The following is a 24,995-nucleotide window of genomic DNA, read 5'->3' as shown; positions in this document are numbered from 1 at the left end:
TCAATCAAACTTAACTAAGTCACTGTTTTATCAGAAGTTTTAATCTTCATCACCGCCGATGGATGTGCATTCTACAGGATTCCCAACCCAATACAACCCCTATTTTTAAATAATTCGGCAAAAATGCCACGACTGTTTATTTATTCTACAAAAATCGCAATTTTCTTCATTTCTTGAGCAGTAAAGGGACTGAATTGGATAAATGACTTAATCTTTTTTCAGTTTTATTCTGTTCCTGAAAGCGTAAAGGCCGGCAATCTATGTATTCACAATAGCCCCCCTCCCCACTTTCGGTTTCTTCATTTATTTTTACTTGATAACTAAAACTTCCTACATAGCCCGCTGCCAGGCCAAATTTAAAATCTCCACGACTTTGACCTTGTACCCAGATACAAGTACCGTCTGCATTTTCATAACACCATTCAAATTCGCGCGGCAAATACATACTTTGTCGATTGGGTGTCGTAACACGCGGATAAACACGATGAACTTTAAAATAAACTTTGCGATCGAACATTTGGGTCCGCATGTTTTTTAAATCACGAAGATATATCCGCGACTGAACAATACGATTAAAACCATCCCGAATTTGTGCCAACAACAGTTGCCGGTTTTCACTGAGATTAATAATTTGATAAGTCAGGAAAGCCAAAGGCAGATAGGGAAAGTTAAAACTCCGGGCGTATTCAAAGCTTCCCAGACTATCGATCGTATACTGCTGCGCTTTATAATTCACTGTTCCCTGACAATGACACAGCAAAGACCAGTGATCTGCCAAGGAAAACCGCATTTGGGTAAAATGAGAAATCAGTTGAGTGGTTTGAATATTTAAATCAAAACTGAGTTCCGAGTCAAAACGCTGCAAACGAAAATTTGGAAAACTTCCACTCAATTGCTCCCGATCCAGAAACTGAAACAGACCCGATTTAAAATGACAGTCCTGCTTGACCGAATAGTGATGCAATTGCCCCACCATATGCGGACTCGAACTGCAAATCACGGTGGTGGTATCCAGGGCTGTGGTTTCAATTGCACTGGGGTTTGCCAGCATGGGGGCATTGGGTTGCCCGATAATACTCAGAAAGTTTAAATAATAGAGCGGTGCCGGAAGTCCGGGGATCATTAATCCTTGATGAATAATTTTATATTTTGAGGTAGGGCCATGATAGGCAGGATAGCGCGAAACAGTAGGAGTCTGATTCAGCTGTTTCGAACGATCTAGAAAATCTTGAAGAAACCGCATTTCAGACTCCTTATCTTTTTTATAATGTACTCGATCTTTTTGCCATAAAGGTGGTCACGAAACCAGACAAGGCATAGAGAATAGAAATGACCAGAATACCGACAGGAATATTATAAGTCATCGCTGCAAAGACGAATACGGCAATTGGTAGGACAAAAAATGGAACCCGTTTACGTTCTACTGTTTTGAATGAATAATATTTGATATTGGAAATCATCAACAAGCCCACCGCAATAATGACCACTGCATTAATGACCTGAAGAGAAGGTTCACGAATATCAAAGATTTCTGGAAAATCCAGACCGACCCAGACTAATGATACAATCATGATGGCAGCCAGAGGACTTGCCACACCGATAAAATAACGTTTATCGACCACACCAATCTGTACATTGAAACGTGCCAGACGGAACGCAGCACATGCGGTATAAACAAAACAAGCCGCCAGACCAATACGGCCCAAATCACTCAAGCCCCAGCTATACATCAAAATAGCGGGAGCCACACCAAAAGCCAGCATGTCAGAAAGAGAATCGAACTGTTCGCCAAACGGACTTTGTGCGCCAATCGCACGTGCTACACGACCATCCAATCCATCCAGTAATGCCGCAATAAAAATCGCATAAATGGCTTGCTGAAAATCCCCATTCATACTGGCAATAATCGAGTAGAAACCTGACAACAACGCTGCCGTTGTAATCAGGTTCGGCCATAGATAGATGCCTCGACGCTTAACTTTTTGCCCTTCCTGGGTATGCTCCTCTTCTTCCACCTCAAAGGTGATGCCATCAAAAGGCACTTCAGTTGAAGAGTCGCGTTCCGGTTTGCTTATATTTGTCATTCTTGTCGATCCTAGCTATGACCTGATCTTTAAAAAAATTACTCGCCCACTAACCAGCGAACTGCAGCGTGACCACCATTTTCACTCATGCGAAGATGCGGGAATAACCACTGTAGTGCTTCATCTGCATCTTCAGAGAATTTCCAAGGCGGGTTAATCACCAGCAAACCACAACCGTTCAAGCCCACTGGAGTATCATCCGGCCATACACAGACTTCACAAACCAGTTGACGGCGGATACCGGTCTTGAACATTTTCTTCTCAAAGCGTTCAATCATGGCACGGTCTTTAATTGGATACCAAACGGCGAATACACCTGTCGGCCATTTCTTATAAGCAGCAACTAGCAGTTCTACCAACTGCGGAAAATCTTTACGCTCCAGCTCATACGGTGGATCGATCATCACCAGACCACGTTTTTCTTTTGGTGGAATGACTGCTAAAAGACCTTCGTATGCATCACGCTCATGCAAACCTGCACGCTTGTCAAAAATATTATGACGAAGTTGCTGGAACACATCACGCTGCATTTCAAAAATGGTCGCTTTATCAATCTCACGCATGCCTTCTAGCGCAAACCACGGTGAACCCGGATAAGCACCCTTACCAAAGTTTTCACGCATATTTTCAACAATTTTCAAATATTGTTGTACGCCTTCAGGTGCATTACGCTTGATCGAATCATCAAGCTTAACCAGACGATGAATACCGTTTAAAAACTCACCTGATTTTTGCGCTTCGGCAGTCGACAAATCATACTTACCTGCACCACCATGTGTATCTACATAGCGATAAGGTTTGTCTTTTGCATTCAGTCGAGTCAACAACTGAAGCAATAAAACGTGCTTCATGACATCGGCAAAGTTGCCTGCGTGGTAAGAGTGACGGTAATTCATGTTTCAATTATTCCTAAGATCAATTGCTATTTTAACATGAAAAACTATTTCGTTCAGAAACGATTATTGCACTAAAATAGCGGACCTTTTTTTATCACACTATCGAGAATTGAAAAAATGGAAGCAGTTATCATCCCAGGGGATTGGAATGTTGATCAAATCTTAGATGATTTAGATCAACATGGCTTTAGTATTGTTGACGATGCTTACTCTAGCGAATATCAACATGCAGTGAGTCAAGAATGCTTAAGCCACTTAAACGAATTTCGTAATGCAGCCATTCAAAATGGTGTCGTTAACAACATCCGTAGTGATCATATTCTTTGGTTACAACCTGAATTTCAAATTTCCCACCGACATATTCAAACCCTTCAACAATTTTCTCAAATTTTAAACCGCGCGTTTTATTTAGGCATCAAAGATGTCGAAGCACATTTCGCTTGCTATCACGCGGGTGAGTTCTATACCCTGCACCGCGACAATCCTCAAGATAAAAATGGCCGGATGATTTCCAGTGTGTATTATTTACATGGACAATGGCAGACGGACTGGGGCGGTGAACTACGCCTGCAGGACAAACATGGCCAGTGGCATATTATCCAGCCAAAACCGAACCGAATGGCGCTGTTCCAGAGCGATTTATTACATGAAGTTTTAATCTCTAAACAGCAACGCCTATCCATTACCGCCTGGCTAAGAAGTGATACCTCACTACTCTAAGACGCAATGCCGCTTTAAATTTTAATTTTTAACCTCATATAGCCATTATTGAGAAATGAGGATTGCGTTGATGCGATTAACGACCAAACAGATTATTCAACGTCTGGGTGAAACTGACCAATTGTATTTAAAAGGCAATACGCCGGAATTAACGCTTGAACGTGCTGATCTTCGTTTACAGCTGGTGACTTTAAGTGAACTGCGTCAGGAACAGCGACATTTCCTGCAAGAAGCCGTAGTGTTGCTGGAACAAGGCCGGGTAGAATTTGAAGAAATGCCGCTGCGCATGTATATCAACCTATCTTTGCATCTGGCCAAGGCTTATATGATGTTTTTTGAATTGACCAAAGAGCACCATTTCGCCCTGATTACTCAGCAAATTTTAAAGCCAATGGCCAGTTATGAACATGGGGACATTTATTTCTTTCTGGCCTATGCCAGTGCCAGTAAAAATGAGCCGGCCCTGACCCGCCACTGGTTAGGTAAGTACACCACCACTGCCGAATTTGAGCTGGAATTATTACAGCAGCATCATGCATTTAATGATTATCGTCAGCACGAATGGTTTAACAAAATATTAAAAAGCAAAATGCATTAAGCCAAAGAACAAAAACGCCTCAAATGAGGCGTTTTTTAATACAAGCTATATCATCTTATTTTAAATATCAGAAAATATAGGAAAAATGATCAAGCAAGTTGACGTCTATAAGCGTCCATGTGCAGTTGCTGATTCAGTTCATCGACCCAAATTGCCCAATCATCATCTTGTACCAAATGGCTGATCAACAATGAACGTTGGGCTTTATTCCAAAACGGCGCATCGTGCAAGGACAGCCCTGCTGGCAGTTGATGGGTACGTATATACAATTCAATAGCCGCAGGACTATTGGCGAGACCGAGCTGAGAAAACAAGAGCTCTAAGGATGGTTGGTTCTTTGCGAGCATCGCGCCCTCCTTATATCAGATAAATTGTAATTATTTATAGATCTAACTTATAAGATAAGACAAAAAAAACCTAGTCATTTGACTAGGTTTGTTGTTTCTTTTTGTACGAATGCATTTAAGTGCTCTGCTTGTCACTTTCCACATGTAAAAGCTGATTTAACTTGTCAATAATGACAATCCACTCATCATCTTGGTGCCAATGTTCACGCAGGAAGGCACTTTGTCCCTCACTCCAGAATTCAGCATCCGGTAATGCCACTTCAGATGGCAATTGATGGGTATGGGTAAATTGAGTAATTGAGGCTTCATCAGAAGGCAAACCCAATTGTTCAAATAATAATTCTAAAGTTAACTGTTGTTCCGTAAGCATAAAGAGCCTCCATCGTAGCGTTAAATTATGAGCGTGTTGAGATTGGAATTCTTAGGTTGATTTATGGCCGGGTATGTCACAGGAACCGGAGCCCTCCGCCTCAATATGTAATTGTTCATTTAATACATCAACAAAAATGGCCCAGTCATCATCTTTCTTCCAGTGACTGATCAGAAAGTCATGCTGTGATTTGCTCCAAAAAGGAGCTTTATGCAGTGGTACATCCATACCAATTTGATGCGTGCTAATAAACTCGTCAATCGCTTCCGGACTCGAATCCAGACCCAATTGTTCAAAGAAAAGTTCGAAGGTGGGGCGTTGCTCTAACATCAGAACCTCCATTGTTTTTTATCTATAATCTTGTCTCTACCTTAGATGGCTCATAGCGAAAACTCAGTTGTCTCTCCTTCACAGCTTGTTATTTTTTGTTGATTAAAGTGAGTGATATAAAAAAAGCACCCCAAATGGAGTGCTTTTTCAACTTAATCTGAAAAGATCAAATTATTTAAGCATGTCAGCAATTGCTGCGCGCTCTTCTTCAAGTTCATTCAACGTGAAGTTGATACGCTCTTGACTGAATTCGTCGATTTCTAGACCTTGAACGATTTTGTATTCACCGTTTTCAGTCGTTACAGGGAAACCGAACATTACGCCTTCAGGAATACCGTAAGAACCGTCAGAAGGAATACCCATAGTTACCCATTCGCCGTTTGTACCAAGAGCCCAATCGCGCATATGGTCGATTGCAGCGTTAGCAGCAGAAGCAGCAGAAGACAAACCACGTGCTTCGATAATCGCAGCACCACGTTTACCAACAGTCGGAAGGAATGTATTTGCATTCCATTCTTGGTCGTTGATCATGTCTTTAACGCTTTCGCCGTTAATTGTTGCAAAACGGTAGTCGGCATACATGGTTGGAGAGTGGTTACCCCAAACTGTAAGATTTTTGATGTCTTTAACCGCTTTACCAGTTTTAGCAGCAATTTGAGATGCAGCACGGTTGTGGTCAAGACGTAACATTGCAGTGAAGTTTTTCGCTGGAAGATCTGGAGCAGATTTCATTGCGATGTAAGCATTCGTGTTTGCAGGGTTACCAACAACTAGAACTTTAACGTCACGGCTCGCAACTTCGTTCAATGCTTGACCTTGACCAATGAAGATTTCACCGTTCACTTTAAGCAGGTCAGCACGTTCCATACCTGGACCACGTGGACGTGAACCAACTAGAAGCGCGTAGTCAGCATCTTTAAATGCAACTTTAGGATCATCAGTACCGATCATGTCTTCTAGTAATGGGAATGCACAATCTTGAAGCTCCATCATTACGCCTTTAAGCGCTTGCTGAGCTTTCTCAAAAGGAACTTCGAGCAATTGCAAAATCACTGGTTGATCTTTACCTAGCATTTCGCCGCTTGCGATACGGAATAATAGGCTGTAACCAATTTGACCTGCAGCGCCAGTAACGGCAACACGAACTGCTTGCTTCATCTAATTATCTCCAATTGAGGATATTCAATGCGATTAAATAGTTAGTATTTAATCTAATAATCGTAAACGCGAAAGATTGTACTCCAATCCTTTGCCAGATGCATATAAAAGAGGACGGATTTCACCTAAAGTCTGATAGGAAATATAAATTAAATCGGCAAAAAAGCTCAGTATGTTCCTTTTATTGTGACAGTTTTTGGGCATGTATTAATAATGTTGGCAGGACAGGATTTGTAATTGCCATTCGGGCGATAACAGACCTTGATCGAGGTAAGTACGCTGGCTGACTGGGTCTGCTGGCAGTTGAATCGCAAGCCATTGCCCGGTAATTGCGGATTAATTTTCAGGAATTTGGCCCGCAATGTATCGACAGAAATCGTAATATTTTCCTGTTCTGTCAGTTCTGCGGGCACTTTCAGACGATCTGCATAATTGATAATCGTGCGGAAATATTGACTAGCATTCATCGGCACGCAGCCACCGATATTACGCCATAAAATTGTCCGGGTATTGTCATCCGGCATGATCCTGGCCACTACCTTGGACTGCAGTGGTGACAGTTTCGCAGAGCTATTGGTCGTGCAATTTTGTGATGTGGTCTGAGGATATAAGCCGGAGATATTCAGCGAATAACCTTCCAGACATTTTCGTTTCTTGGCATATTCCGGATACAGACTACATAGGGCCGGGACCATTTGTACATCCATGACATAGTCTGTCGGCGCAGCAAACGCTGCCGGACTGCTGGCCAAAAATACAAGCGTAACCGATCCAGCCCAGACTCGACGATCCTTCATTATTTTCATGAATAAATCACCATCCCCCAATAATTTTAATTTTATTGTGTATTACGTAATGGTATCAGTTGCATGCGTTTACCCACTGACTGTGCCCCCTGTCCCAACAAGATACCGTAATGCGTGGCATTGGTCATGACATGTTTCACATAATCTCGGGTTTCAAGTAAAGGAATACTTTCAGTATATTGATCTGCGGCCATTCCCTGAAATTCTGGCTGCCAGCGGCGGGCACGGTTTGGTCCGGCATTATAGCCTGCTGTTGCCAGAACTGGACTATTGCTGAGCTGACGCTGAATGGTAGATAAATAGAATGTTCCGTAGCGAATATTGGTATTCATATCGGTGAGTGCTGCCGGATTATAAGCCTCACCCATTTGACGCGCCACCAACTTGGCCGTATCCGGCATAATCTGCATTAGACCACCCGCCCCGACATGTGAACGTGCGACGGTATTGAAACGACTTTCTTGACGCATCAAACCATAGGCCCAGGCCGGATCAATCCCCGCATTGCGACTATGGCTGACCACGTAATTCTGATGTGGCATTGGATAACGATAGTTATAATTATGTTTGTTCGCGGTACGGTCAGCGGCATAAATGGCACGATCATACCAGCCCATATCCATGGCACGTTTTGCCGCGGCCAGCAACAGGTCATCATCCTTCTTTAGATAAGCCTGACGCACTGCCCAGTTCCATTCCCGGTTAATATAGTTCTCCGGGGCGCTGATATTACGTAAGGTGAAAGCACGGCGGAAATGAATATCCTGATTCAAGCGCTGCATAGCCTGATTGGATGGCTGCGCTGGATTTGGTGTACTCGCAGTCACCTGCCCCAGCTTGTCGCGTGCCAGAAGATTGTGATAGTCATCTCCGGTCGCCAGCTTACGATAAATACTTTCTGCTGCCTGTTTGGAAGCACGATCAGTACGTTGTTCGCTGGCACGCGCCAGCCAATATTGCCAACGGTCTTCCTGCTTTTGGTTAACACTCATGCTATCAATGGCACGAATCAGGCTTTCCCAAGCACTAAAACGGATGGCCTGACGTGCATAAATTTCGGCTTCTTCCGGGCTAAATGGCAGGCCATAGCTGGCATCTAGCGCATTCAACACTTCCCGATTGAAGTTGTTTTTCATCACTGTGGTACCACCGATATAACCGACAGCACGATATAAGGCGCGTTGTACAGATGCAGGTGTGCCTTCTGCGGTACGTTTGACAATGGATAAGGCCGAGTCCAGATCAGTATCTGCCAGACGACCCAGTGCATAGATCAGATAGGCATGTTCGGCAGCACTGCTTTTAGGTGCAGACCACAAATAACTGGTGGGATTGGCCTGAATCGAGTTCAATTGTGCCAATGACAAATTCAGGCCAATGCCTTGCGCTGTCGCAATGGCCTGACCTGACTGTCCGGCACGAAGTTGTCCCCAGAGTCGCTGCTGACGGTCTTCTGCTGTCATGAGTGGACTGGAAAGCATCATCCGGCCAAGACCGGTACAAGAATCCGGTTGGTTATTCGTCGTCAGCCAGACCTCTTTAAATTCAGCATAGACCAGTTCATCGCCAGCTTTGGCACGGACTTGTGCCACTGCACAGGCTTCGGCAGGATCAGCATTGGTCACATAAGGCAATACCGGTTGGGCAGTGCCAAAGTCTGCCATTTTTACTTTTTCTTCGACATAGTCCGCTGCCAGCTTTTCAGCCATCGCAGATTGAGGGTAACGCTGGGCAAAGCTGATAATCTGGCTAACAGGCTGCATGGCAAGATTCTGGTTTAAAATCCAGTATTCCGGATAATAGCCCAAGGCATCATTCTGCATAGACAGACGATATTGCTGTAACAGTTCAGTATTACCTGCATTGGCTGCACGCAAGGCATCATTAAATTGCTCTTCTGCTGCCTGTGTACTCGCTGAACAGATACATGCCACACTTAAAGTAATTAATTTATAGTATTTATACATAGTTTTAGTGTGTTTCAACATCCCTTTGCCTTCTATCATCGATTTTGTGCTTTGCCCATGTTGCATATCATAAGAGCTAGTTTGAAGATTATAACCAACTCTATTGTTCAGTTATGTAACCTTATGATTAAGCAATATTAATCTACAGACAATTTTTGCCCATAAATCAATATTTTTCCACAGTTAATTTGGGCTATAAGTTTAAGCGACTTTCCTGCTAAAATATGCGCCTTTCCAAGATTTCAGTCCGTGAATTGAATTTTTATTCACCTGTTTGATGCATCAATCAGGCTGTTCGTTCACTCTTTCAACGTATTACCTTGTAGGAGCCTACATGACGGTTCAAACCTTCATTCCGAATGGTGCCCCAGCTGCCTCAGAAAACACTGTTACCCAGCCAGCGCACACCCCAGTTAGCGATGCTTCAGTCAAAAAACTGTACATCGAAACACAAGGGTGTCAGATGAATGAGTACGACAGTCACCGTATGGCAGACCTGTTAGGCGATTCTCATGGCTATGTGCTGACCACCGATCCTAAAGATGCCGATATTCTACTGATGAATACCTGCTCGATCCGTGAAAAAGCCCAGGAGAAAGTATTCTCTGAGCTGGGTCGCTGGCGCAAGCTTAAAGATAAAAATCCTGATCTGATTATTGGTGTTGGGGGTTGTGTGGCTTCTCAGGAAGGCGACAACATCCAGAAACGTGCCAATTATGTCGATATGATTTTCGGTCCACAAACGCTGCACCGTTTACCACAAATGCTGGACCAGCATTTTGAGCAGATCGAAAAGCCAAAAAAAGAAAAAATCAAACTGGTGGATATTTCCTTCCCGGACATCGAGAAATTCGACTTTCTGCCAGAACCGCGTGTTGAAGGCTATAAAGCCTTTGTCTCGATCATGGAAGGCTGTTCCAAATACTGTTCTTTCTGCGTGGTGCCGTATACGCGTGGTGAAGAAGTTTCTCGTCCACTGGATGATGTGCTCGCTGAAATCGCGGGTCTGGCAGAAAAAGGCGTGCGTGAAATTTCGCTTTTAGGTCAGAACGTAAATGGCTACCGTGGTGAAACTTTTGAAGGCAATATCTGTACTTTTGCCGATCTGTTACGTTTGGTTGCAGATATTCCGGGCATTGGCCGTATTCGTTATACCACCTCGCATCCACTGGAATTTAATGACGACCTGATCCAATGCTATCATGATCTGCCACAAATGGTTTCGCATCTGCATCTGCCGGTACAAAGCGGCTCCAATGATGTGTTACAAGCGATGAAGCGTAACCACACCATCGATGTCTATATCGAAAAAATTAAAAAGTTACGTGCAGTTCGCCCTGACATGCATTTATCTTCAGACTTTATCATTGGCTTCCCGGGTGAAACAGATGAGAACTTTGAAGAGACCTATCAATTCATCAAAGATCTGGATTTTGATCATTCTTATAGTTTTATCTATTCAAAACGCCCGGGTACGCCTGCGGCAGAACTAGAAGATACGATCTCTGAAGATGTGAAAAAAGAACGTCTGGCCAAAGTTCAGCAATGGATTAAGCGTTCAAGCATTGACAAGACGGATGCCATGCTCGGAACCATCCAGCGTGTACTGATCGAAAAAGTTTCTGATAAAGATCCGAACATTCTGGTCGGTACAGCGGACAATACCCGTTATGTCAACTTTATTGGTGACCCTGCCTGGGTAGGTCGCTTTGCCGAGATTGAAATTACCGAAATTAAAACTTTGAATTTAGTTTACGGTGAGCTCTTGAATCTTGAGCCTGACGTGGCGTAATGTAGAGCATATAACGCACACTTCATAAGGAACACTCTTGACTGCAGCGATTCGACGTACAGTAGCTTTTCCTGGAATTTCGATGGACCGTATACAAGCCATGTTAGGTGCCTATAACGGCCATTTGAAGCAAATTGAACAACGTTTAGACGTCAAAATCTCCCATCGTGGAGAAAGTTTTATTATTGATGGTGGAATCGATGCCGTTGAGAGAGCCGAAATGCTCTTGCAACGTCTTCATGAAGAATCTGAACATAGTCAGCAGATTAGTGCAGATACTTTACATCTGATGATTCAGGGCAGCCAGACTGACCGTGAACTTCAGCAAGATCTGGATGATCAGGAACACACGGGGCTGGACAACGTCTGGCTACAAACCCGTAAAGGCCGGATCAACCCGCGTGGTGCTAACCAGAAACGTTATGTACAGCGCATTCTGCAAAGTGATATTTCTTTTGGTATTGGCCCTGCGGGTACAGGTAAAACCTACCTCGCCGTTGCAGCTGCGGTCGATATGCTGGAGCGTAATGAAATTCAGCGGATCTTGCTGGTTCGTCCTGCGGTTGAAGCCGGTGAAAAACTTGGTTTCTTGCCGGGGGACTTAACCCAGAAAATCGATCCTTATTTACGTCCCTTGTATGATGCGCTGTATGAAATGCTTGGATTTGAAAAAGTGGCCAAGCTGATCGAACGTCAGGTGATTGAAGTGGCCCCCCTTGCCTATATGCGTGGCCGTACCCTGAATCATTCTTTCGTGATTCTAGATGAAGCGCAGAACACCACCCCCGAACAGATGAAGATGTTCCTGACCCGTTTAGGTTTTGGCTCACGTGCCGTGATTACGGGCGACGTAACTCAGGTGGATTTACCGCGTGGTCAGCAATCCGGCCTGTCACATGCCTTGCGTGTGATTGATAAAATTCCTGAAATTCATATCACCCGTTTTCATTCGCGTGATGTAGTACGTCATCAACTTGTACAGAAAATTGTTGAAGCCTACGAAGGCTGGGACAGTGAACAGCAGCGTTTAAGTGCTGAAGCACGTGCCGAACGTAAAGCACGTCAGGATGCCTTGATCGCTGAAAATGATGCTGCGGCAGACGCACAGCATTAAGCTTTAAACTTAAGGATTTGTGTTGAAACTTAGTCTTTCCTTACAACAGGACTTTCAGTCACCTGAACTGGTACTGAAACGAGCCTATATTAAAAAAGTTGTAGAAACCACTTTACGTCATATCGGCACTCAAAGTGATTGCGAAATTGGAATTGCCTGTGTTGATAATGACGAAAGTCATAAACTGAATTTGGAATATCGAGGCAAAGACAAACCGACCAATGTCCTGTCTTTCCCAAGTGAACTTCCAGACGAAATGGCGCAGTTTCTGGATGCATTTCCCATTGGTGATCTGGTGATCTGCATTCCCGTGGTACTGACTGAAGCACTTGAACAGCAAAAAGTACCCTTGACGCATTTCACCCATATGCTGGTACATGGCACTTTACACCTAATGGGCTATGACCATGAAACCTCGGATGAAGATGCTGAAGAAATGGAAGGTATTGAAATCGAGATTCTGGCCAAGCTAGGTTTTGAAAATCCCTATCTGGAACAGAACTAAAATTTCTTCATAAAAAAAGCGGGCCAAGGCTCGCTTTTTTTTATTGAAAGTTGCCCTCCCTCTAACTCCCTCCCAGAGGGAGGGAGAACATTCATTAGAATCCTATGATTGTTAAACATTATAGATATAGTTCCCTCTCCTTATTAGGAGTGGGTTAGGGAGAGGTCTTGGTAAATATCAACTTTAACGCACTTCAAACTCCGCTTCTGCCGGGTCAAAACGCCAGGTACGAATCACTCGCAGTTCGGAAATTTCTTTCATTTTACTGTCGAAAGCACCAAATGGTGCTGCCTTACGCACGGAGGATTTAGCTGCTTCATCCAACATGGCATGTCCTGAACTGTCAATCAGTCGAATGGCACGAATCCCCCCATTCTGATTCAGGATCACCATCAAACGCACTTCACCTGCCAGATTCTGCTGCTTGGCTGCTTCCGGATAGTAGCGGTTGCCATAAAATTCCACTTTTTCACGGAACTTTTCCAGATAGGCGGCCGAAACATCCTGCTTGGACTGAATCCCATCTACAGTCTTAATTTTTTGCTGACGACTGAAATTTTGCTGACGCTGTAAATATTGCGCTTCCAGACTGGCGACCATGGCCGCTTTGGCCTGAAACTGGCTCTGTAATTGCTCCTGCATTTTTTTACGCTGATTTTCTTCCGCCTGCTTTTGCCAGCTCAAGGTGGTCATCAGGACTTTTTCTTCAAAACTGAGTTCCTGTTGCTGTTGCAGCATATCCAGACTTTCTTGCAGTTCTTCGCCTGCATGTTGCTCCATTAACGGCGATGGCATATCACTCGACATGCGATGAGCTTCTCTAAACTGGCCGGAACCCTGCTGGTCCGTTTGGGCCAGAAAATCAGCATGCTCAATTTTTTCATCAGTCTGGCGCAAGCTGACCGCGATTTCTTTGGTACTGGTATCCCGATCTTGCGGCATACCAAATTCCAGTGTCAGCACGATCAAATGCAGAATGCCTGCGGCAAGCAACGCACTGCTAAACACTGGATCTTTCCACCAAGTTCTGACCAGAGGCATGAGTATCATCGTTTTTTCACATTCGCCTAAACTCAATAATGAGTTCAGCTCCCCAAAAAAGTATTTGAAAGATTAAAAATAAACGGATTCGTCATTTATCTTTTTAAAATGCCAAATCCATCAAATCTTCAACGTTACATAACTAAAACTATAAAAATGGTGCTATTTATTTTGCTAAACTTCAAGCATGAACGCTTGTATTTTTCATACAATTCGACAAGATACATCCCGAGTCAAAAATAAAGTTGCCAGGACGCTTCAGTATGCAAACGCTAATTTCCAATATCTCCAACCGAATCCGCCAAGTGTATCAGAGGGCGGAAGGATTTATTGAAGATGAGCGTGAATTTCCCCTATCGCAAGTCTTCCTAAATGCAACCTTTCAGCGCTTTGTCACAGACAATGTCGATGCATTGAAAGACTTACACGCAGATTTACATGAAGACTGGCTGCGTCTCTACGCAACACTGGATTATAAAGGCCTGATTGTCACTTTATCGGTTGATTTGAAACTGGTACAGATGGAACTGAATAAAACCACCCAGTTGATCGTGTTCGAGCAAATTAGTGATACCCAGCTGATTGAAGCCAAATATCCGAATATGCTTTATAAACTTGGCGTGCGTTTTGGCCTGTTCTTCTATCAACGTGTCTTGAATAAAGATCCTTTGGGAATGATTTTGGAAAAACTGGGCGTGATTAAAGTCATCGATGACTTGCTCTATCTGGATTTAAATCGCTGGTTAGGTAAAAGCCGATCTGTCATTGATACCTTAAGCAAAGTTCATGTGAATCACGCAGTACTTCGTGAAGCCGAACTGGTGGTGATTGGCAACGTCAATCTGGCCGCCCTGTTTAGAAAACTCTCCCAAGATCAGGAAGAGAACTGGGATGAAGACGAGATGGATGATAACCGGGTCACTCCCATCAAACAGAAAGATCCTTCTTAAATCATGCCGAACGTAGTTTTTGAACAAAAGCTCCATAAAACTACATGAAATATACATTTTTGGCAGAAATATCCCTTCAATTTCCATATTTTGCCCAAATAATAAAGGGTGCAATAAGTGATATGTTTTGCCCGTTGAATCAATATAGGAAAATAACTGATGGCGAAGACTGTATTCAAAACTTTAGTGATGACCACGGGTCTGAGCAGCGCGATACTGTTCACTGGTATTTCTAGCCAGGCTTTTGCCATGACTCCTTTCCAGGCCAGTTATCAATTTAGCTATAATGGCAAGAATATGGGTTCTGCAACACGGACTCTAAGTAAATCTGGCAATAACTGGACGTATGTCTTTGCTGCAAAAGCCGGGGGGATTGCCTCTGCAACCGAAACCAGCCGCTTTACTTTTAATAATGGCAAGATCGGATCAAGCAGTTTCAGTCGCAGCAGTAAAGTACTGGTGCATAACAACACCATGAGTATTAATTTTAATCCTTCCAGCAAAACTATCAGTACCAAGAAAGACGATGAAAAACGTTCTTTTGCCTGGAGAGCAGATGTTCTGGATGAGTTGAATGCAGAATTGCAAATTCGTGAAGACTTAAAAAATTCAGGCCTGAAAACAAATTACTATATCGCTGATGCCAAAGAAATTGAAGGCCGTAAGTTTGTCAAACAAGGTTCAGAGACTATAAGTACCAAATACGGATCTTTTAATACCATTAAAGTGGTGATGAAACATAGCAAACCAGGTCGTGAAACCATTTTCTGGCTGGCACCAAAACTTGACTATCTTCCAGTCAAAGTTTCGCATGTCGACAAGAAAACCTCCTATGGTTTACTGTTAACTGACTATAAAGGTGCAAGCAACTAAGTTTTTGGCGAATTTCACTTGATTTTTTCCGGGTGCTTTTTACAATACGCTTTTGCTTGAAAAAGCACCTGCTCTTGAGGATTCTCCCGTGCATGCACTAGAACAGAAAATCTTGGCTGAAGGCATCGTCCTCTCTGAAGAAGTTTTGAAAGTAGACTCTTTCTTAAACCATCAGATTGATCCAGTCATGATGCAACTGATTGGTCAAGAATTTGCGCGTCTGTTTAAGGATGCTGGTATTACCAAAATTATTACGATTGAAGCATCAGGTATTGCACCTGCCGTAATGGCCGGCCTAGAGCTTGGCGTACCGGTGATCTTTGCACGTAAATACCAGTCTCTGACCCTGAAAGATGATTTATATCGTTCTAAAGTCTTTTCATTTACCAAACAAACTGAAAGCACGATCGCGATTTCAAATAAACACATCAGCTCAACCGACAAGGTTTTAGTGATCGATGATTTCTTGGCTAATGGTCAAGCAGCTTTAGGTCTTGCAGACCTGATTCATCAGGCAAATGCAGAAGTAGTCGGTATTGGCATTGTGATTGAAAAATCATTCCAGCCAGGTCGTGATCTGCTGCTTGAAAAAGGCTACCGTGTGGAATCACTGGCACGTGTGAAGTCTTTAGCAAATGGCACAGTTGAATTTGTTCGCGACTAAGCTCGCCAATGAATTTCAAAAGAGCGCTGATGCGCTCTTTTTTTATTGCGTTTTTCTGATGATATAAATTTAAAATATCCAAAACTCGGCTATAGCTCAGCCAAAATTCTTATTTATTCTTCCAGATTTGATCCTAGATAAATGACTTAATCTTAAGCTCCAGACTACTCAATTTCTGAAATAGAGAGTGTCAAACAATAAGTACTTTTTTATCCGATGAATAAACAACAATTTATGTGGATGTTATTATAAAATAAAGAGGCCTAACTATCTGCCAATAGTTAGACCTGTGTTCACCTCGAAAAAAGAGTTTATTTAACAGTCACAGTGATACTACCGCTATTCACAGCACCGATAGCGGTAGTTGTGATGCTGTTGTTAATAGCAGTTTGAGTTCCTTCTGAAATAGCACTGACAGATGCATCAATAGCACCCGCATTATAGGCAATATTCGCTACACTATAATTGCTTAAAGTTTCATTGATTTCCTCACTATAGTCAGTACTCAGTGTCGAACTTATAACTTCCGAGATATCTGAACTATCCGAAACCTCTGATAGCTCCTCTAGAGTTTCAGAATTATTAGTTGCACTCGTTACTGCACTGTAATCGTAGTTATCCGTTGCATCTGATATGTCTGATACCACCTTATTGTAGCTACCCTGTTCGATGCTGATACTACCGGTATTCGCGGCACCAATCGCAGTAGTTTCAATACTACCTTCAATTGAACTAATGGCCTCTGGTGCTTCTCTAGTAGCTTCTGCAATTGCTTCTAAATCGACACTTGCATCAACATCACCTGTATTCACTGCAAGATTCAAAGCAGAACCATTTTCAACCTGCTGAGAAATAGAATCCAGGGTAGCTTGTAAGCCTGTATCTACGGTGACATCAGTAGGTGTTTCACCATCTTGGGCGTATGCCATACCTGCGCTAGACAGAAAGGCGACGGATAAAGCGATTGTTTTGATCGTGTTTTTCATCGTTGTTCTTCCTACTTTTGTTTTGAAGTACCTCTCGCTAAGTACTCCTTCTTATAATGGGAGCGAGCCCATTCTCAAATACTTTTAATCACGTTGGGTGCTAGACCAGTAATTTTCGACCACATCAGGATTAACCTCCCATAGCGTTGTGGTTTTTTCATCTTCTTGTTCTTTAGCAGCTTCTTCTTGAGTATCTTTTTCTTCATTCTTTTCATTTGAAGAAGGTTGACGCTGCTTCTTGCTGATATATTTAATCAAGTCCTGTTTACTCATTTCAGGCTCTGCTTCAGGGTTTTGAATCACCTCGGACTCTTTCTGTTTAGGCGGTTTTGTATCTTTACTCGGGGAGTTGGTTAACTTATTTTTTTCATTGGATGAGTCTGCCTGGCTTGAGACTGACTCCTGAACAACACTGCTTGAAGCTGTACTATTTTGTTGCTGGTTTTTCTTGTATTTATGCAGAGCGACAGAACTTCGGGTTAAGTTCAATTGACCAAACTCTGGCGGTATCTGCGCACGGCAACTTTCAAATACGGCGGGTGGGACAACCTGACTCAGTAATTCAAAAGTGGCCAGATTCAACATTTGCCGCAAGGCAAAGTTAGTTGCCTCTCGTTCTCCTTTTCCAATCTGAATATTTAAGAGTGTACGACCAGCGAATCTGCCTGCACTTAAGCCATAATCCTGTGCAGCAATTTGCTTCTGCAATGAAACATTGCCCACGACTTTACTGCTGCGGGTATCAGTCAAAGATAAATCCAGACCGACCATAATCCGGGTTTGACTATAATTCGGACCGACACCAGCGATCTGCATGTCAAAACCACCACCCGGAATAAAATCCAGACTGTTAATACTGCCTGTCACATAATAATCAGAAGCCTGGATTTGTCTTGGATCACGAATGCCCCACTTGGCTTCGCTTTCGATAATCCGGGGATCACGCCGGTTCATTAAGCTTACCCCCGCCTGAAACAAGGCAGATTGCACCATATCTCCCGCACCTTGGGTCACCATTTTTCCGCTACCACCATTGGTAACTACATCCTTACCGGTTTGATCCAGAATTGCCCCCACGGAGAAACTCACATCACTACGTAATTGTCCTTTTAGGCAGGATAAAGCCATATCAAAAGGGGTAAAAATATCGGTAATTGGGGGGCCTTGTACCAGGCTAACTGGCTTCTTGTTTGAGGGCGCTAAACCCGTGCAGCCTGTTAAAAAAGAGCTGAAAAGGACAGTGGCACTCACGAAAGATATATGTCTTCTGGTCGAGGAGAAATTCAACATTGTGATTCTCCTGGTCTGTTACTTAAATTAAGACAGCGCTGAGGATTTTGGTTGGTATTTGAATTGACTGGTGCTTCATTCAGCAACTCACTCGTAATATCGATACTGTTGTCTGTACCCTCTACATTGATATTGTTGGTCGGGGTATTTACCGTCCCGATGGAAGTAGTTGAGGTGCTATGAACGGTGGTTTTACCTAATCCGGAATAATAGTCTGACTCCTTAAGTTCGATCAGATTGGCTTGAACTAGATTCTCATTGGAACGGGCACTGGATGATTTCCAACGCTGAGTCCACTCATCAGAGGTGGCATAAGCGTTACTCAGAAAACATAAACCTAATAAACCCAGATTGATAACTAATATTCTCATAATCTTAATATCCTCTGACTTAAGATATTTATTTAATTTTTCATTTAAGTAAGATTAAATTTATCTGAAAAATATTAAATCACATAAAATTATAAAATGTAAAACTTATCCCTATTCACTTATTTTTTTTGTTTTATTTAAAAATATAAATTATTGTTTTTATTAAATTAATATATATTTGTTTATTATTTGTGATTTGTAAGAAATCATTATATAAATTTTTTTTGAATATAAAATTCATATAAAAAACTTGATTAAGATAATATATTTTTTATATTAGTAATAATCAAAAATTTATCTAATAAAGATTAGAATTATTGTGCTTTTTATATTTTAAAGGTCGTAAATTTTTATTTTATTAGAACTTCCATTTAATAACGATAAATGTCACACTTTATTTAAAATACAATTAATCAATCACAATAAAGATTACTTATAAAGAAACGCCAATATTCAGGTGTATTTTGGCTGAAAAATTTAAATAGCCCCGATAAGAACTCGTTTGCATATTTTTCGACTTCCCTTCCTTTTTCATCTCGAATCCCAAAATAGTCTTTCTAAGAGCACAATATTTAGACTGATAAGAAAAGAACATTTCTGATGATCTTGAGATTTGCCATTTCCTCAATGACAGGTTAAGAATTGCGTTAATCAACCAAGAAGGCATATATTTACAGCTGAAATACAATGTTTTAGCGTGAACTCAACTAGAATCAAGTGAGTATGCAATGTTTCTGATTTGCGAATTCAAAACTTATCTAGTGTGTTGTTGTATGTTATGAATAAGTGCTGATCAGGGCACACATCCTATTCCCGACAAACCTAAAACAAGCACATCTCAATCCTTGATGGAACAATCTATGCAATGTCCTAAATGTGGCTCAGCTGATATCGAACAGCGCGATCATGAACAGAATTTAAAGAAAATTGGCAGCATTCTCATGAGTTCAGCGGGTGCAACTGCAGGGACTGTAGGTGGCGCTGCTTCGGGTGCATCGATTGGCGCTGCAATTGGTACAGTAGCCGGACCTTTAGGTGTGATTGTCGGCGGAACCGTAGGCACTTTTGTCGGTGCAATCAGTGTCGGAATTACCGGCGGTGTGGTCGGTAATTTTCTGGGGAAAAAAGCCGGGGTTTCTGTCGACCGTAATCTGTTTCAGGATTATCAATGTCTGAAATGCAAATACAGATTTAGTCAAAAAGATCAAAAAGATCAAAAAGATCAAAAAGATCAAAAAGATCAAAAAGATCAAAAAGATCAAAAAGAAGCCTAATAAAATTCAGGAAATGAAGTTCATCCTTCATTTCCTGTGAGTGTTTTTCAGACTCGATTGAGTTTCAGTACCACTTCACCTAAACGCTTGCCTTGTACTTCACACAGAATTTTTTCATCCGGACTCAAGCCCTGATCATGCCGTGGGCCGCTGACATGACTAGCACCATAAGGTGTGCCACCAGTTTTGGTATTCGAGAGTGCAGGTGTTGCGTTACTAAGCCCCATGATCATCATGCCATGATGGAACAACGGCGGCAGCATGGTCAGCAAAGTACTTTCCTGTCCACCATGCATGGAACCTGATGCCGTAAACACGCAAGCCGGTTTACCGTGTAGCGCTCCATTCAGCCACAGACTCGTAGTCTGATCCCAAAAATATTTCATTTCAGAAGCCATGTTACCAAAACGGGTCGGTGAACCGAGCGCCAGGCCGGCACACTGCGCCAGATCGTCCAGAGTACAGTAAATATCCCCTTCTGCCGGAATACTCGGTTCAGCGACTTTTACCATGCTGGATATATTTGGAACTGTCCTGATTTTTACTGCCACGCCTGTCGCTTCAATTCCATTGGCAATTAAATGCGCCATTTCTTTGGTTGAGCCATATTTGCTGTAATATAAAACAAGGACATAAGGTTGCATCATGGTTCTTAGTCATTACTTAAAAAAATAAAACTATACGATACTTTGCAAGTTTTTTGGTTAAGCTGATGGTGAAAATTCATGATGATTAAAAAAATTGAGATTGGATGCAGATGATTGTTAAGTATTTAAAGAAATTACCTTTCTATGAAAAACACTGGTTTCAATTTGTTTTATTTGTACTTCGACGCTTTGAAGCAGACCGCTGTCGCGAACAGGCAGGTTCCCTGACCTACACTACCCTGTTTGCGGTGGTGCCTATGCTGACGGTTTTTCTGGTAATTATCTCTTCCATTAAAGCGCTGGAACCTGCGCGGCAGCAATTGCAACAACTGATCTATAGTAATTTTTTACCCAAAACCACCATTGCCTTTGATAAAGCCTTGAATGCCTTTACCGATAAATCCAGCAATCTCACCATCATTGGTATTCTGTTCTTGTTTGTGACGACAGTATTGATGCTCAGCAGTATCGAAACGGTGTTTAACCGCATTTGGCGCGTGACTGAAACGCGGGGCGGAATTATGGGCTTTATGCGTTACTGGACCATCATTTCGCTCGGGCCGATTTTACTCGGCAGTGCATTTGTGATTTCTTCGACCGTGGCATCCATGAGCATTCTCAGCAATAACTTTGCCGGTTATGAGCTTGATGGCGCTTTTGTCCTCTGGGCGATTTCCTTTTCTTTGACTGTACTCGGATTTTTCATTTTGAACTGGACCATCCCGAATCGCAGTGTACCGCTTAAATCTGCCTTTATTGCCGGTCTATTTAGTGCCGTGGTGTTTGAGCTGCTGAAAAATCTGTTTGGCTATATCATGTCAAACTTTACCAGCTATGAGATCGTCTATGGTGCCTTCGCCGCCGTGCCGATTTTCCTGCTCTGGATTTATCTGTCGTGGATTATTGTGTTACTGGGGGTTGAAATCAGCTATGCCCTGACGGCGTTTGAATCTGGGCAGGACAATAAACGCCATCCCATCGTCATGCTGCTGGATCTGTTAGAATTATTTTATAAAAAGCAGAAAACTGGTGAAAGCATCAGTGAAGCCCAAGCACTTGAGGTCTTAGGCCGGGATGAAATTGGACGCTGGCCGAGCTATGTCGCCATGTTTGAAAAGCAGAATTTGATCAAACGTACCGATGAAAATGAATATGTGCTGGTTCGTGATCTGGATCAGGTCAGCTTCTGGAATTTTTATCTGCAATTACCCTATCCACTGCCACGCAAAAACCATCTCACCAATGCCCAGACTGATGACATCTGGATGCAAAATTTCTCACCTAGATTACAGGAAACCGATCAATATCTGGAAGAAAAACTCAATTTTCCATTGTCCGAACTGTTCCGACATAAATAAAAAAATCCTCTCGCTTGAGAGGATTTTTTTTAACTGATAGCGGTAGATTTCCAGCAGACTATAGCGCCTGCAGTCACCAAACCCGTCCCGATCCAAAAACTGAGTTCGGGTCTGACATCCAGAATCAGCATTGACATGACCGAAGAAAGAATCGGCATAAAATAGGTGGCTAAAATCAGCACCTTGATATTGCCGAACTGCATACTCTGATTCCAGTTACTATAGGCGATGCCAATCAGACTACCCACCACTGCAATTCCCAACCATAGCTTGAATGTGGGCATGATAAAAGGTTCGTTTAATCCTAAATGTAAGAACCATAAGCTAATTACAGCGACCAAAAAGAAAATCGGTACACCATTTTGTCCGCGGCCATAGGTCCTAGTTAGAACGCACTAGCAAGGCCATAACAAAGCGCCGAGAAAGGCAAAGCCATAGGCCCAAGGATTTTCAGCTAAAGCCTGCATAAACTTCGGCAGATTAGTGATTTCTGGATTGACCACCAGCATCAGTCCCATTACGGCGAGCAGAAAGCCGGGAATCATCCAGAGGCGGGCCTGCAACTGCCGGGCAAAAATCGAAAAAACAATCATCAAGGGTGGCCACAGATAATTAATCATGGCAATCAGCATTACCTGTTCACGATTGTCCGACCATGCCACAGCAACCAGAAATAGAATCTCATAAGCCACAAATAAAGCGCCACAACCGAGCAGATAACGCTTGGACATTTGCGTGATTTTTGGAAAGCCGGTGAACGCAAAAATCGCCAGACTGCTAAAACTATAAATTAAAGCAATCCCCTGCACTGCACTTGTAGATTCAGTAATCAGTTTCACTACGGCGACCAGACTGGCCCAGATCAGAATAGAAGACAGACCAATCCAGGTCGCTAAATTTACAGACCAGATTTTCATGCTTGCTCTTGAATAGTTTTATTGATATTCGGTTTTTTCAGCCATCCCTGCAAACTCACTAGAATCACACCCAGCATGACCATACAGGTGCCGATAATAAAATTGATTTCGATGTGTTCATCCAGAATCAGTACGCCGAACAGCATGCCGAATACAGGGGTCAAAAAGGAAAATACCCCTAGACGCGATGCCAGATAATGCTTCAGCATCCAGAACCAGATCAGATAACTGGCAAAGGAAATCAGCATGGTATGAAAAACCAGACTGGAAATAGACAACACCGTCCATTGAATGGCTGCTTGTCCAGTCAGAACAGCCAGAGGCAATAACAGCATTCCACCTATCAATAATTGATAGAACAAAGTCTGGGTTGCAGGTGCTTCAGCCAGCCGGCTCAGACGTACACTGACTGTGGTGGCTGCCCAGAATACGCCGCCAAGCAAAGCCAGAAAATCTCCCCACAAGGCATCAGTTTGTAAAGTTGATTCTGTCTGTGGACGTAACAGAAAGCTGACCACAATCCCACTAAAGGCCAGCAAGATACCACCCCATTGCATACGTGACAAACGCTCTGCCGGCACTTTCCAGTGCAAACCCAAAGCCACAAAAATTGGCGCGGTATAGAGTAAAACAATCGTATGCGAGGCTGAGGTATAACGCAGTGCCTCACCAATCAGATAGAATTCGGTTGCAAACAACATACCAACCAGTAATCCTGCAGGTAAATAGCGTGCATTCCACAGTTGACGGCGCACGCTCTGCTGAATCAAGGGATAAACCATCAGCGCAGACAAGGCGGAACGCAAGGCAATTTGCATCAGGGCTGAAATATCACTGGCGGCCCATTTCAATACCACCTGTTGTAAACCCCACAACATACACAATACAAACATGATGGCAGATGCTTTGGCATCTAACGCCTGACGCTGGCTCATATACGGTCCTGTTGCTCATTTAGAAGGTACACTATAAAAGTGTCAGAAATAAAAGATATACTTCAAAGTAGACAAATGATGGTGTTATTCAGGCAATTTCGGTGATGCATAAAAAAATCCAAGCAGATTCAGCTTCGCTCAAGCAACTTCCGACCCATGATCTAATTCAAGCACCGCTCTGGCTCAGTTTCAGGGAAGATCCCGCGCAATCTGTTTATCCGCTGCATGGTCATGCCTGGGGAGAATTTGTCTATGCTTTTCATGGCGTGATGGAAGTGAACATTAATCATATAAATTATGTGACGCCTTCACCTCACGGCATCTGGCTCCCACCAAATTTAGAGCATCGTGGTCTGAACCGTACCGCAGTTTCTCATGGCACCCTGTATGTGCATGAATCACTATGCAGCCAACTGCCCACTCAACCGGGCATCCTGCTCAGCGCCCCATTGGTCACTGCTTTATTCACCCACCTGAAACAACTGCATCAGCAAGACAGTCCAGCATTCGAGAATTCAGCTGAATATCAACGTCTGCTACAGGTGTTGCTCGATCAGCTCCAACAAGCCCAACTGGTCAGCAGTTATCTACCGCATTCAGACCATACATTGCTGAAACAGATTTTAGATTATTTACATCAGCATCCGGCAGATCAAAGCTCGCTGCAGCAACTGGCCGAACGCGTCAATTTAACTGAACGGACTTTAGCCCGATACAGCCAGAAAGAACTGGGAATGTCACTGCATGAATGGCGGCAACGCCTGAAAGTGATGCAGGCCATGTCTTTATTGAATGCAGCGCATAGTGTTGAAAGCATTGCTTTTGATCTGGGCTATGCCAATGCTTCGGCATTTATCAGCATGTTTAAACGCTGGATGGGAGCCACCCCAGATCAGTTTCGTAAACGTTATACTGTTAATGATTAAGGTGGTGTTTTAAAAAGTATGCTGACATTAAATGAAGCCATTATTGATGTAAAAGAAGGTTAAGTCGAAGGCTTTA

At 42.9% G+C, this 24,995-nt stretch carries 26 protein-coding genes and 1 pseudogene; 12 read left to right on the top strand and 15 right to left on the bottom strand.

What is annotated here, in order from left to right; genetic code table 11:
• Positions 1-166 precede the first annotated feature (166 nt).
• The 3 genes from PV763_RS14720 to PV763_RS14710 are packed head-to-tail and all read right to left on the bottom strand — an operon-like array spanning position 167 to position 2,980.
• Positions 167-1,243 carry a DUF6670 family protein gene (locus tag PV763_RS14720; protein ID WP_420938127.1) on the bottom strand — a complete coding sequence of 359 codons (1,077 nt, stop codon included), beginning with the start codon at positions 1,241-1,243 and terminating at the stop codon, positions 167-169.
• Positions 1,244-1,262: 19 nt separating this feature from the next.
• Complete coding sequence (gene pssA, locus PV763_RS14715) at positions 1,263-2,084, bottom strand: CDP-diacylglycerol--serine O-phosphatidyltransferase (protein WP_005108642.1); 822 nt, start codon at positions 2,082-2,084, stop codon at positions 1,263-1,265.
• A gap of 38 nt (positions 2,085-2,122) precedes the next feature.
• On the bottom strand, positions 2,123-2,980 hold the full coding sequence (locus PV763_RS14710; RefSeq protein ID WP_004732197.1) for a 23S rRNA (adenine(2030)-N(6))-methyltransferase RlmJ: 858 nt from the start codon (positions 2,978-2,980) through the stop codon (positions 2,123-2,125).
• A 117-nt stretch (positions 2,981-3,097) separates the two neighbouring features.
• Between PV763_RS14710 and PV763_RS14705 the strand changes: the two genes are divergently transcribed.
• Complete coding sequence (locus PV763_RS14705; RefSeq protein ID WP_005249951.1) at positions 3,098-3,700, top strand: 2OG-Fe(II) oxygenase; 603 nt, start codon at positions 3,098-3,100, stop codon at positions 3,698-3,700.
• 70 nt (positions 3,701-3,770) lie between these two features.
• On the top strand, positions 3,771-4,298 hold the full coding sequence (locus PV763_RS14700) for a hypothetical protein (RefSeq protein WP_004281425.1): 528 nt from the start codon (positions 3,771-3,773) through the stop codon (positions 4,296-4,298).
• An 89-nt stretch (positions 4,299-4,387) separates the two neighbouring features.
• Here the strand turns inward: PV763_RS14700 and PV763_RS14695 are convergent, their stop codons facing one another.
• The 6 genes from PV763_RS14695 to PV763_RS14670 all read right to left on the bottom strand — a co-directional run bounded on the left by PV763_RS14695 (position 4,388) and on the right by PV763_RS14670 (position 9,276).
• On the bottom strand, positions 4,388-4,645 hold the full coding sequence (locus PV763_RS14695; RefSeq protein WP_420938126.1) for a DUF2789 family protein: 258 nt from the start codon (positions 4,643-4,645) through the stop codon (positions 4,388-4,390).
• 115 nt (positions 4,646-4,760) lie between these two features.
• Positions 4,761-5,015 (bottom strand): DUF2789 family protein, encoded by a 255-nt coding sequence (locus PV763_RS14690; protein ID WP_420938125.1) that lies wholly within the window; start codon positions 5,013-5,015, stop codon positions 4,761-4,763.
• A 51-nt stretch (positions 5,016-5,066) separates the two neighbouring features.
• Entirely contained in the window at positions 5,067-5,345 is a 279-nt protein-coding gene (locus PV763_RS14685; protein WP_420938124.1) for a DUF2789 family protein, read from the bottom strand.
• Between the two features lie 171 nt (positions 5,346-5,516).
• Complete coding sequence (locus PV763_RS14680; protein ID WP_004645103.1) at positions 5,517-6,503, bottom strand: malate dehydrogenase; 987 nt, start codon at positions 6,501-6,503, stop codon at positions 5,517-5,519.
• Between the two features lie 167 nt (positions 6,504-6,670).
• Positions 6,671-7,309, bottom strand: a complete 639-nt coding sequence (locus PV763_RS14675) for a ribonuclease I (RefSeq protein WP_039902525.1) — start codon at positions 7,307-7,309, stop codon at positions 6,671-6,673.
• 32 nt (positions 7,310-7,341) lie between these two features.
• Positions 7,342-9,276 carry a transglycosylase SLT domain-containing protein gene (locus tag PV763_RS14670; protein WP_420938128.1) on the bottom strand — a complete coding sequence of 645 codons (1,935 nt, stop codon included), beginning with the start codon at positions 9,274-9,276 and terminating at the stop codon, positions 7,342-7,344.
• Between the two features lie 334 nt (positions 9,277-9,610).
• On the opposite strand from PV763_RS14670, the gene miaB reads away from it, so the two are divergent.
• Genes miaB through ybeY form a run of 3 tightly spaced genes read left to right on the top strand, consistent with a single transcriptional unit; the run spans position 9,611 to position 12,687 of the window.
• On the top strand, positions 9,611-11,068 hold the full coding sequence (gene miaB, locus PV763_RS14665; RefSeq protein ID WP_004732212.1) for a tRNA (N6-isopentenyl adenosine(37)-C2)-methylthiotransferase MiaB: 1,458 nt from the start codon (positions 9,611-9,613) through the stop codon (positions 11,066-11,068).
• Between the two features lie 37 nt (positions 11,069-11,105).
• Positions 11,106-12,182: a PhoH family protein gene (locus tag PV763_RS14660; RefSeq protein ID WP_004732214.1), complete on the top strand. Its 1,077-nt coding sequence runs from the start codon at positions 11,106-11,108 to the stop codon at positions 12,180-12,182.
• A 22-nt stretch (positions 12,183-12,204) separates the two neighbouring features.
• The gene (gene ybeY / locus PV763_RS14655; protein WP_420938123.1) at positions 12,205-12,687 is read left to right on the top strand and encodes an rRNA maturation RNase YbeY; all 483 of its coding nucleotides are present in this window, start codon (positions 12,205-12,207) and stop codon (positions 12,685-12,687) included.
• A 183-nt stretch (positions 12,688-12,870) separates the two neighbouring features.
• Here the strand turns inward: ybeY and PV763_RS14650 are convergent, their stop codons facing one another.
• Positions 12,871-13,728 carry an energy transducer TonB gene (locus PV763_RS14650; RefSeq protein WP_171066348.1) on the bottom strand — a complete coding sequence of 286 codons (858 nt, stop codon included), beginning with the start codon at positions 13,726-13,728 and terminating at the stop codon, positions 12,871-12,873.
• Between the two features lie 263 nt (positions 13,729-13,991).
• Here PV763_RS14650 and PV763_RS14645 point away from each other — a divergent pair, with 263 nt between their 5' ends.
• The 3 genes from PV763_RS14645 (at position 13,992) to PV763_RS14635 (ending at position 16,215) form a co-directional block, all read left to right on the top strand.
• Positions 13,992-14,678, top strand: a complete 687-nt coding sequence (locus PV763_RS14645; protein ID WP_004645096.1) for a hypothetical protein — start codon at positions 13,992-13,994, stop codon at positions 14,676-14,678.
• Positions 14,679-14,837: 159 nt separating this feature from the next.
• Entirely contained in the window at positions 14,838-15,551 is a 714-nt protein-coding gene (locus PV763_RS14640; protein ID WP_004645094.1) for a DUF3108 domain-containing protein, read from the top strand.
• Positions 15,552-15,639: 88 nt separating this feature from the next.
• Positions 15,640-16,215 (top strand): xanthine phosphoribosyltransferase, encoded by a 576-nt coding sequence (locus PV763_RS14635; protein ID WP_005094083.1) that lies wholly within the window; start codon positions 15,640-15,642, stop codon positions 16,213-16,215.
• 311 nt (positions 16,216-16,526) lie between these two features.
• Here the strand turns inward: PV763_RS14635 and PV763_RS14630 are convergent, their stop codons facing one another.
• Both PV763_RS14630 and PV763_RS14625 read right to left on the bottom strand, forming a co-directional pair.
• On the bottom strand, positions 16,527-17,201 hold the full coding sequence (locus tag PV763_RS14630; protein ID WP_420938122.1) for a hypothetical protein: 675 nt from the start codon (positions 17,199-17,201) through the stop codon (positions 16,527-16,529).
• A gap of 84 nt (positions 17,202-17,285) precedes the next feature.
• Positions 17,286-18,491 (bottom strand): CsgG/HfaB family protein, encoded by a 1,206-nt coding sequence (locus PV763_RS14625; protein WP_005248179.1) that lies wholly within the window; start codon positions 18,489-18,491, stop codon positions 17,286-17,288.
• Positions 18,492-18,765: 274 nt separating this feature from the next.
• Between PV763_RS14625 and PV763_RS14620 the strand changes: the two genes are divergently transcribed.
• Both PV763_RS14620 and PV763_RS14615 read left to right on the top strand, forming a co-directional pair.
• Positions 18,766-18,846 (top strand): hypothetical protein, encoded by an 81-nt coding sequence (locus PV763_RS14620; protein ID WP_370940770.1) that lies wholly within the window; start codon positions 18,766-18,768, stop codon positions 18,844-18,846.
• Positions 18,847-19,722: 876 nt separating this feature from the next.
• Complete coding sequence (locus tag PV763_RS14615; RefSeq protein WP_420938121.1) at positions 19,723-20,136, top strand: hypothetical protein; 414 nt, start codon at positions 19,723-19,725, stop codon at positions 20,134-20,136.
• A gap of 47 nt (positions 20,137-20,183) precedes the next feature.
• Here the strand turns inward: PV763_RS14615 and wrbA are convergent, their stop codons facing one another.
• A complete protein-coding gene (gene wrbA / locus PV763_RS14610) occupies positions 20,184-20,780 on the bottom strand; it encodes an NAD(P)H:quinone oxidoreductase (protein WP_034435721.1) in 597 nt (198 codons plus the stop codon).
• 113 nt (positions 20,781-20,893) lie between these two features.
• Here wrbA and PV763_RS14605 point away from each other — a divergent pair, with 113 nt between their 5' ends.
• The gene (locus PV763_RS14605; RefSeq protein ID WP_004645086.1) at positions 20,894-22,141 is read left to right on the top strand and encodes a YihY family inner membrane protein; all 1,248 of its coding nucleotides are present in this window, start codon (positions 20,894-20,896) and stop codon (positions 22,139-22,141) included.
• A gap of 29 nt (positions 22,142-22,170) precedes the next feature.
• On the opposite strand, the pseudogene yddG reads toward PV763_RS14605, so the two are convergent.
• Both yddG and PV763_RS14595 read right to left on the bottom strand, forming a co-directional pair.
• Positions 22,171-23,058, bottom strand: a pseudogene (yddG, locus tag PV763_RS14600) (aromatic amino acid DMT transporter YddG).
• A complete protein-coding gene (locus PV763_RS14595) occupies positions 23,055-23,993 on the bottom strand; it encodes a DMT family transporter (protein WP_420938120.1) in 939 nt (312 codons plus the stop codon). The pseudogene yddG and the gene PV763_RS14595 overlap by 4 nt, the downstream one beginning before the upstream one ends.
• Before the next feature lie 104 nt (positions 23,994-24,097).
• On the opposite strand from PV763_RS14595, the gene PV763_RS14590 reads away from it, so the two are divergent.
• A complete protein-coding gene (locus PV763_RS14590) occupies positions 24,098-24,919 on the top strand; it encodes an AraC family transcriptional regulator (protein ID WP_420938119.1) in 822 nt (273 codons plus the stop codon).
• The last annotated feature ends 76 nt before the right edge of the window (positions 24,920-24,995 follow it).

It is taken from the genome of Acinetobacter sp. AS5 (assembly GCF_048957595.1).
Classification (GTDB): Bacteria; Pseudomonadota; Gammaproteobacteria; order Pseudomonadales; family Moraxellaceae; genus Acinetobacter.
This window is presented reverse-complemented; position numbering and strand designations above follow the sequence as displayed.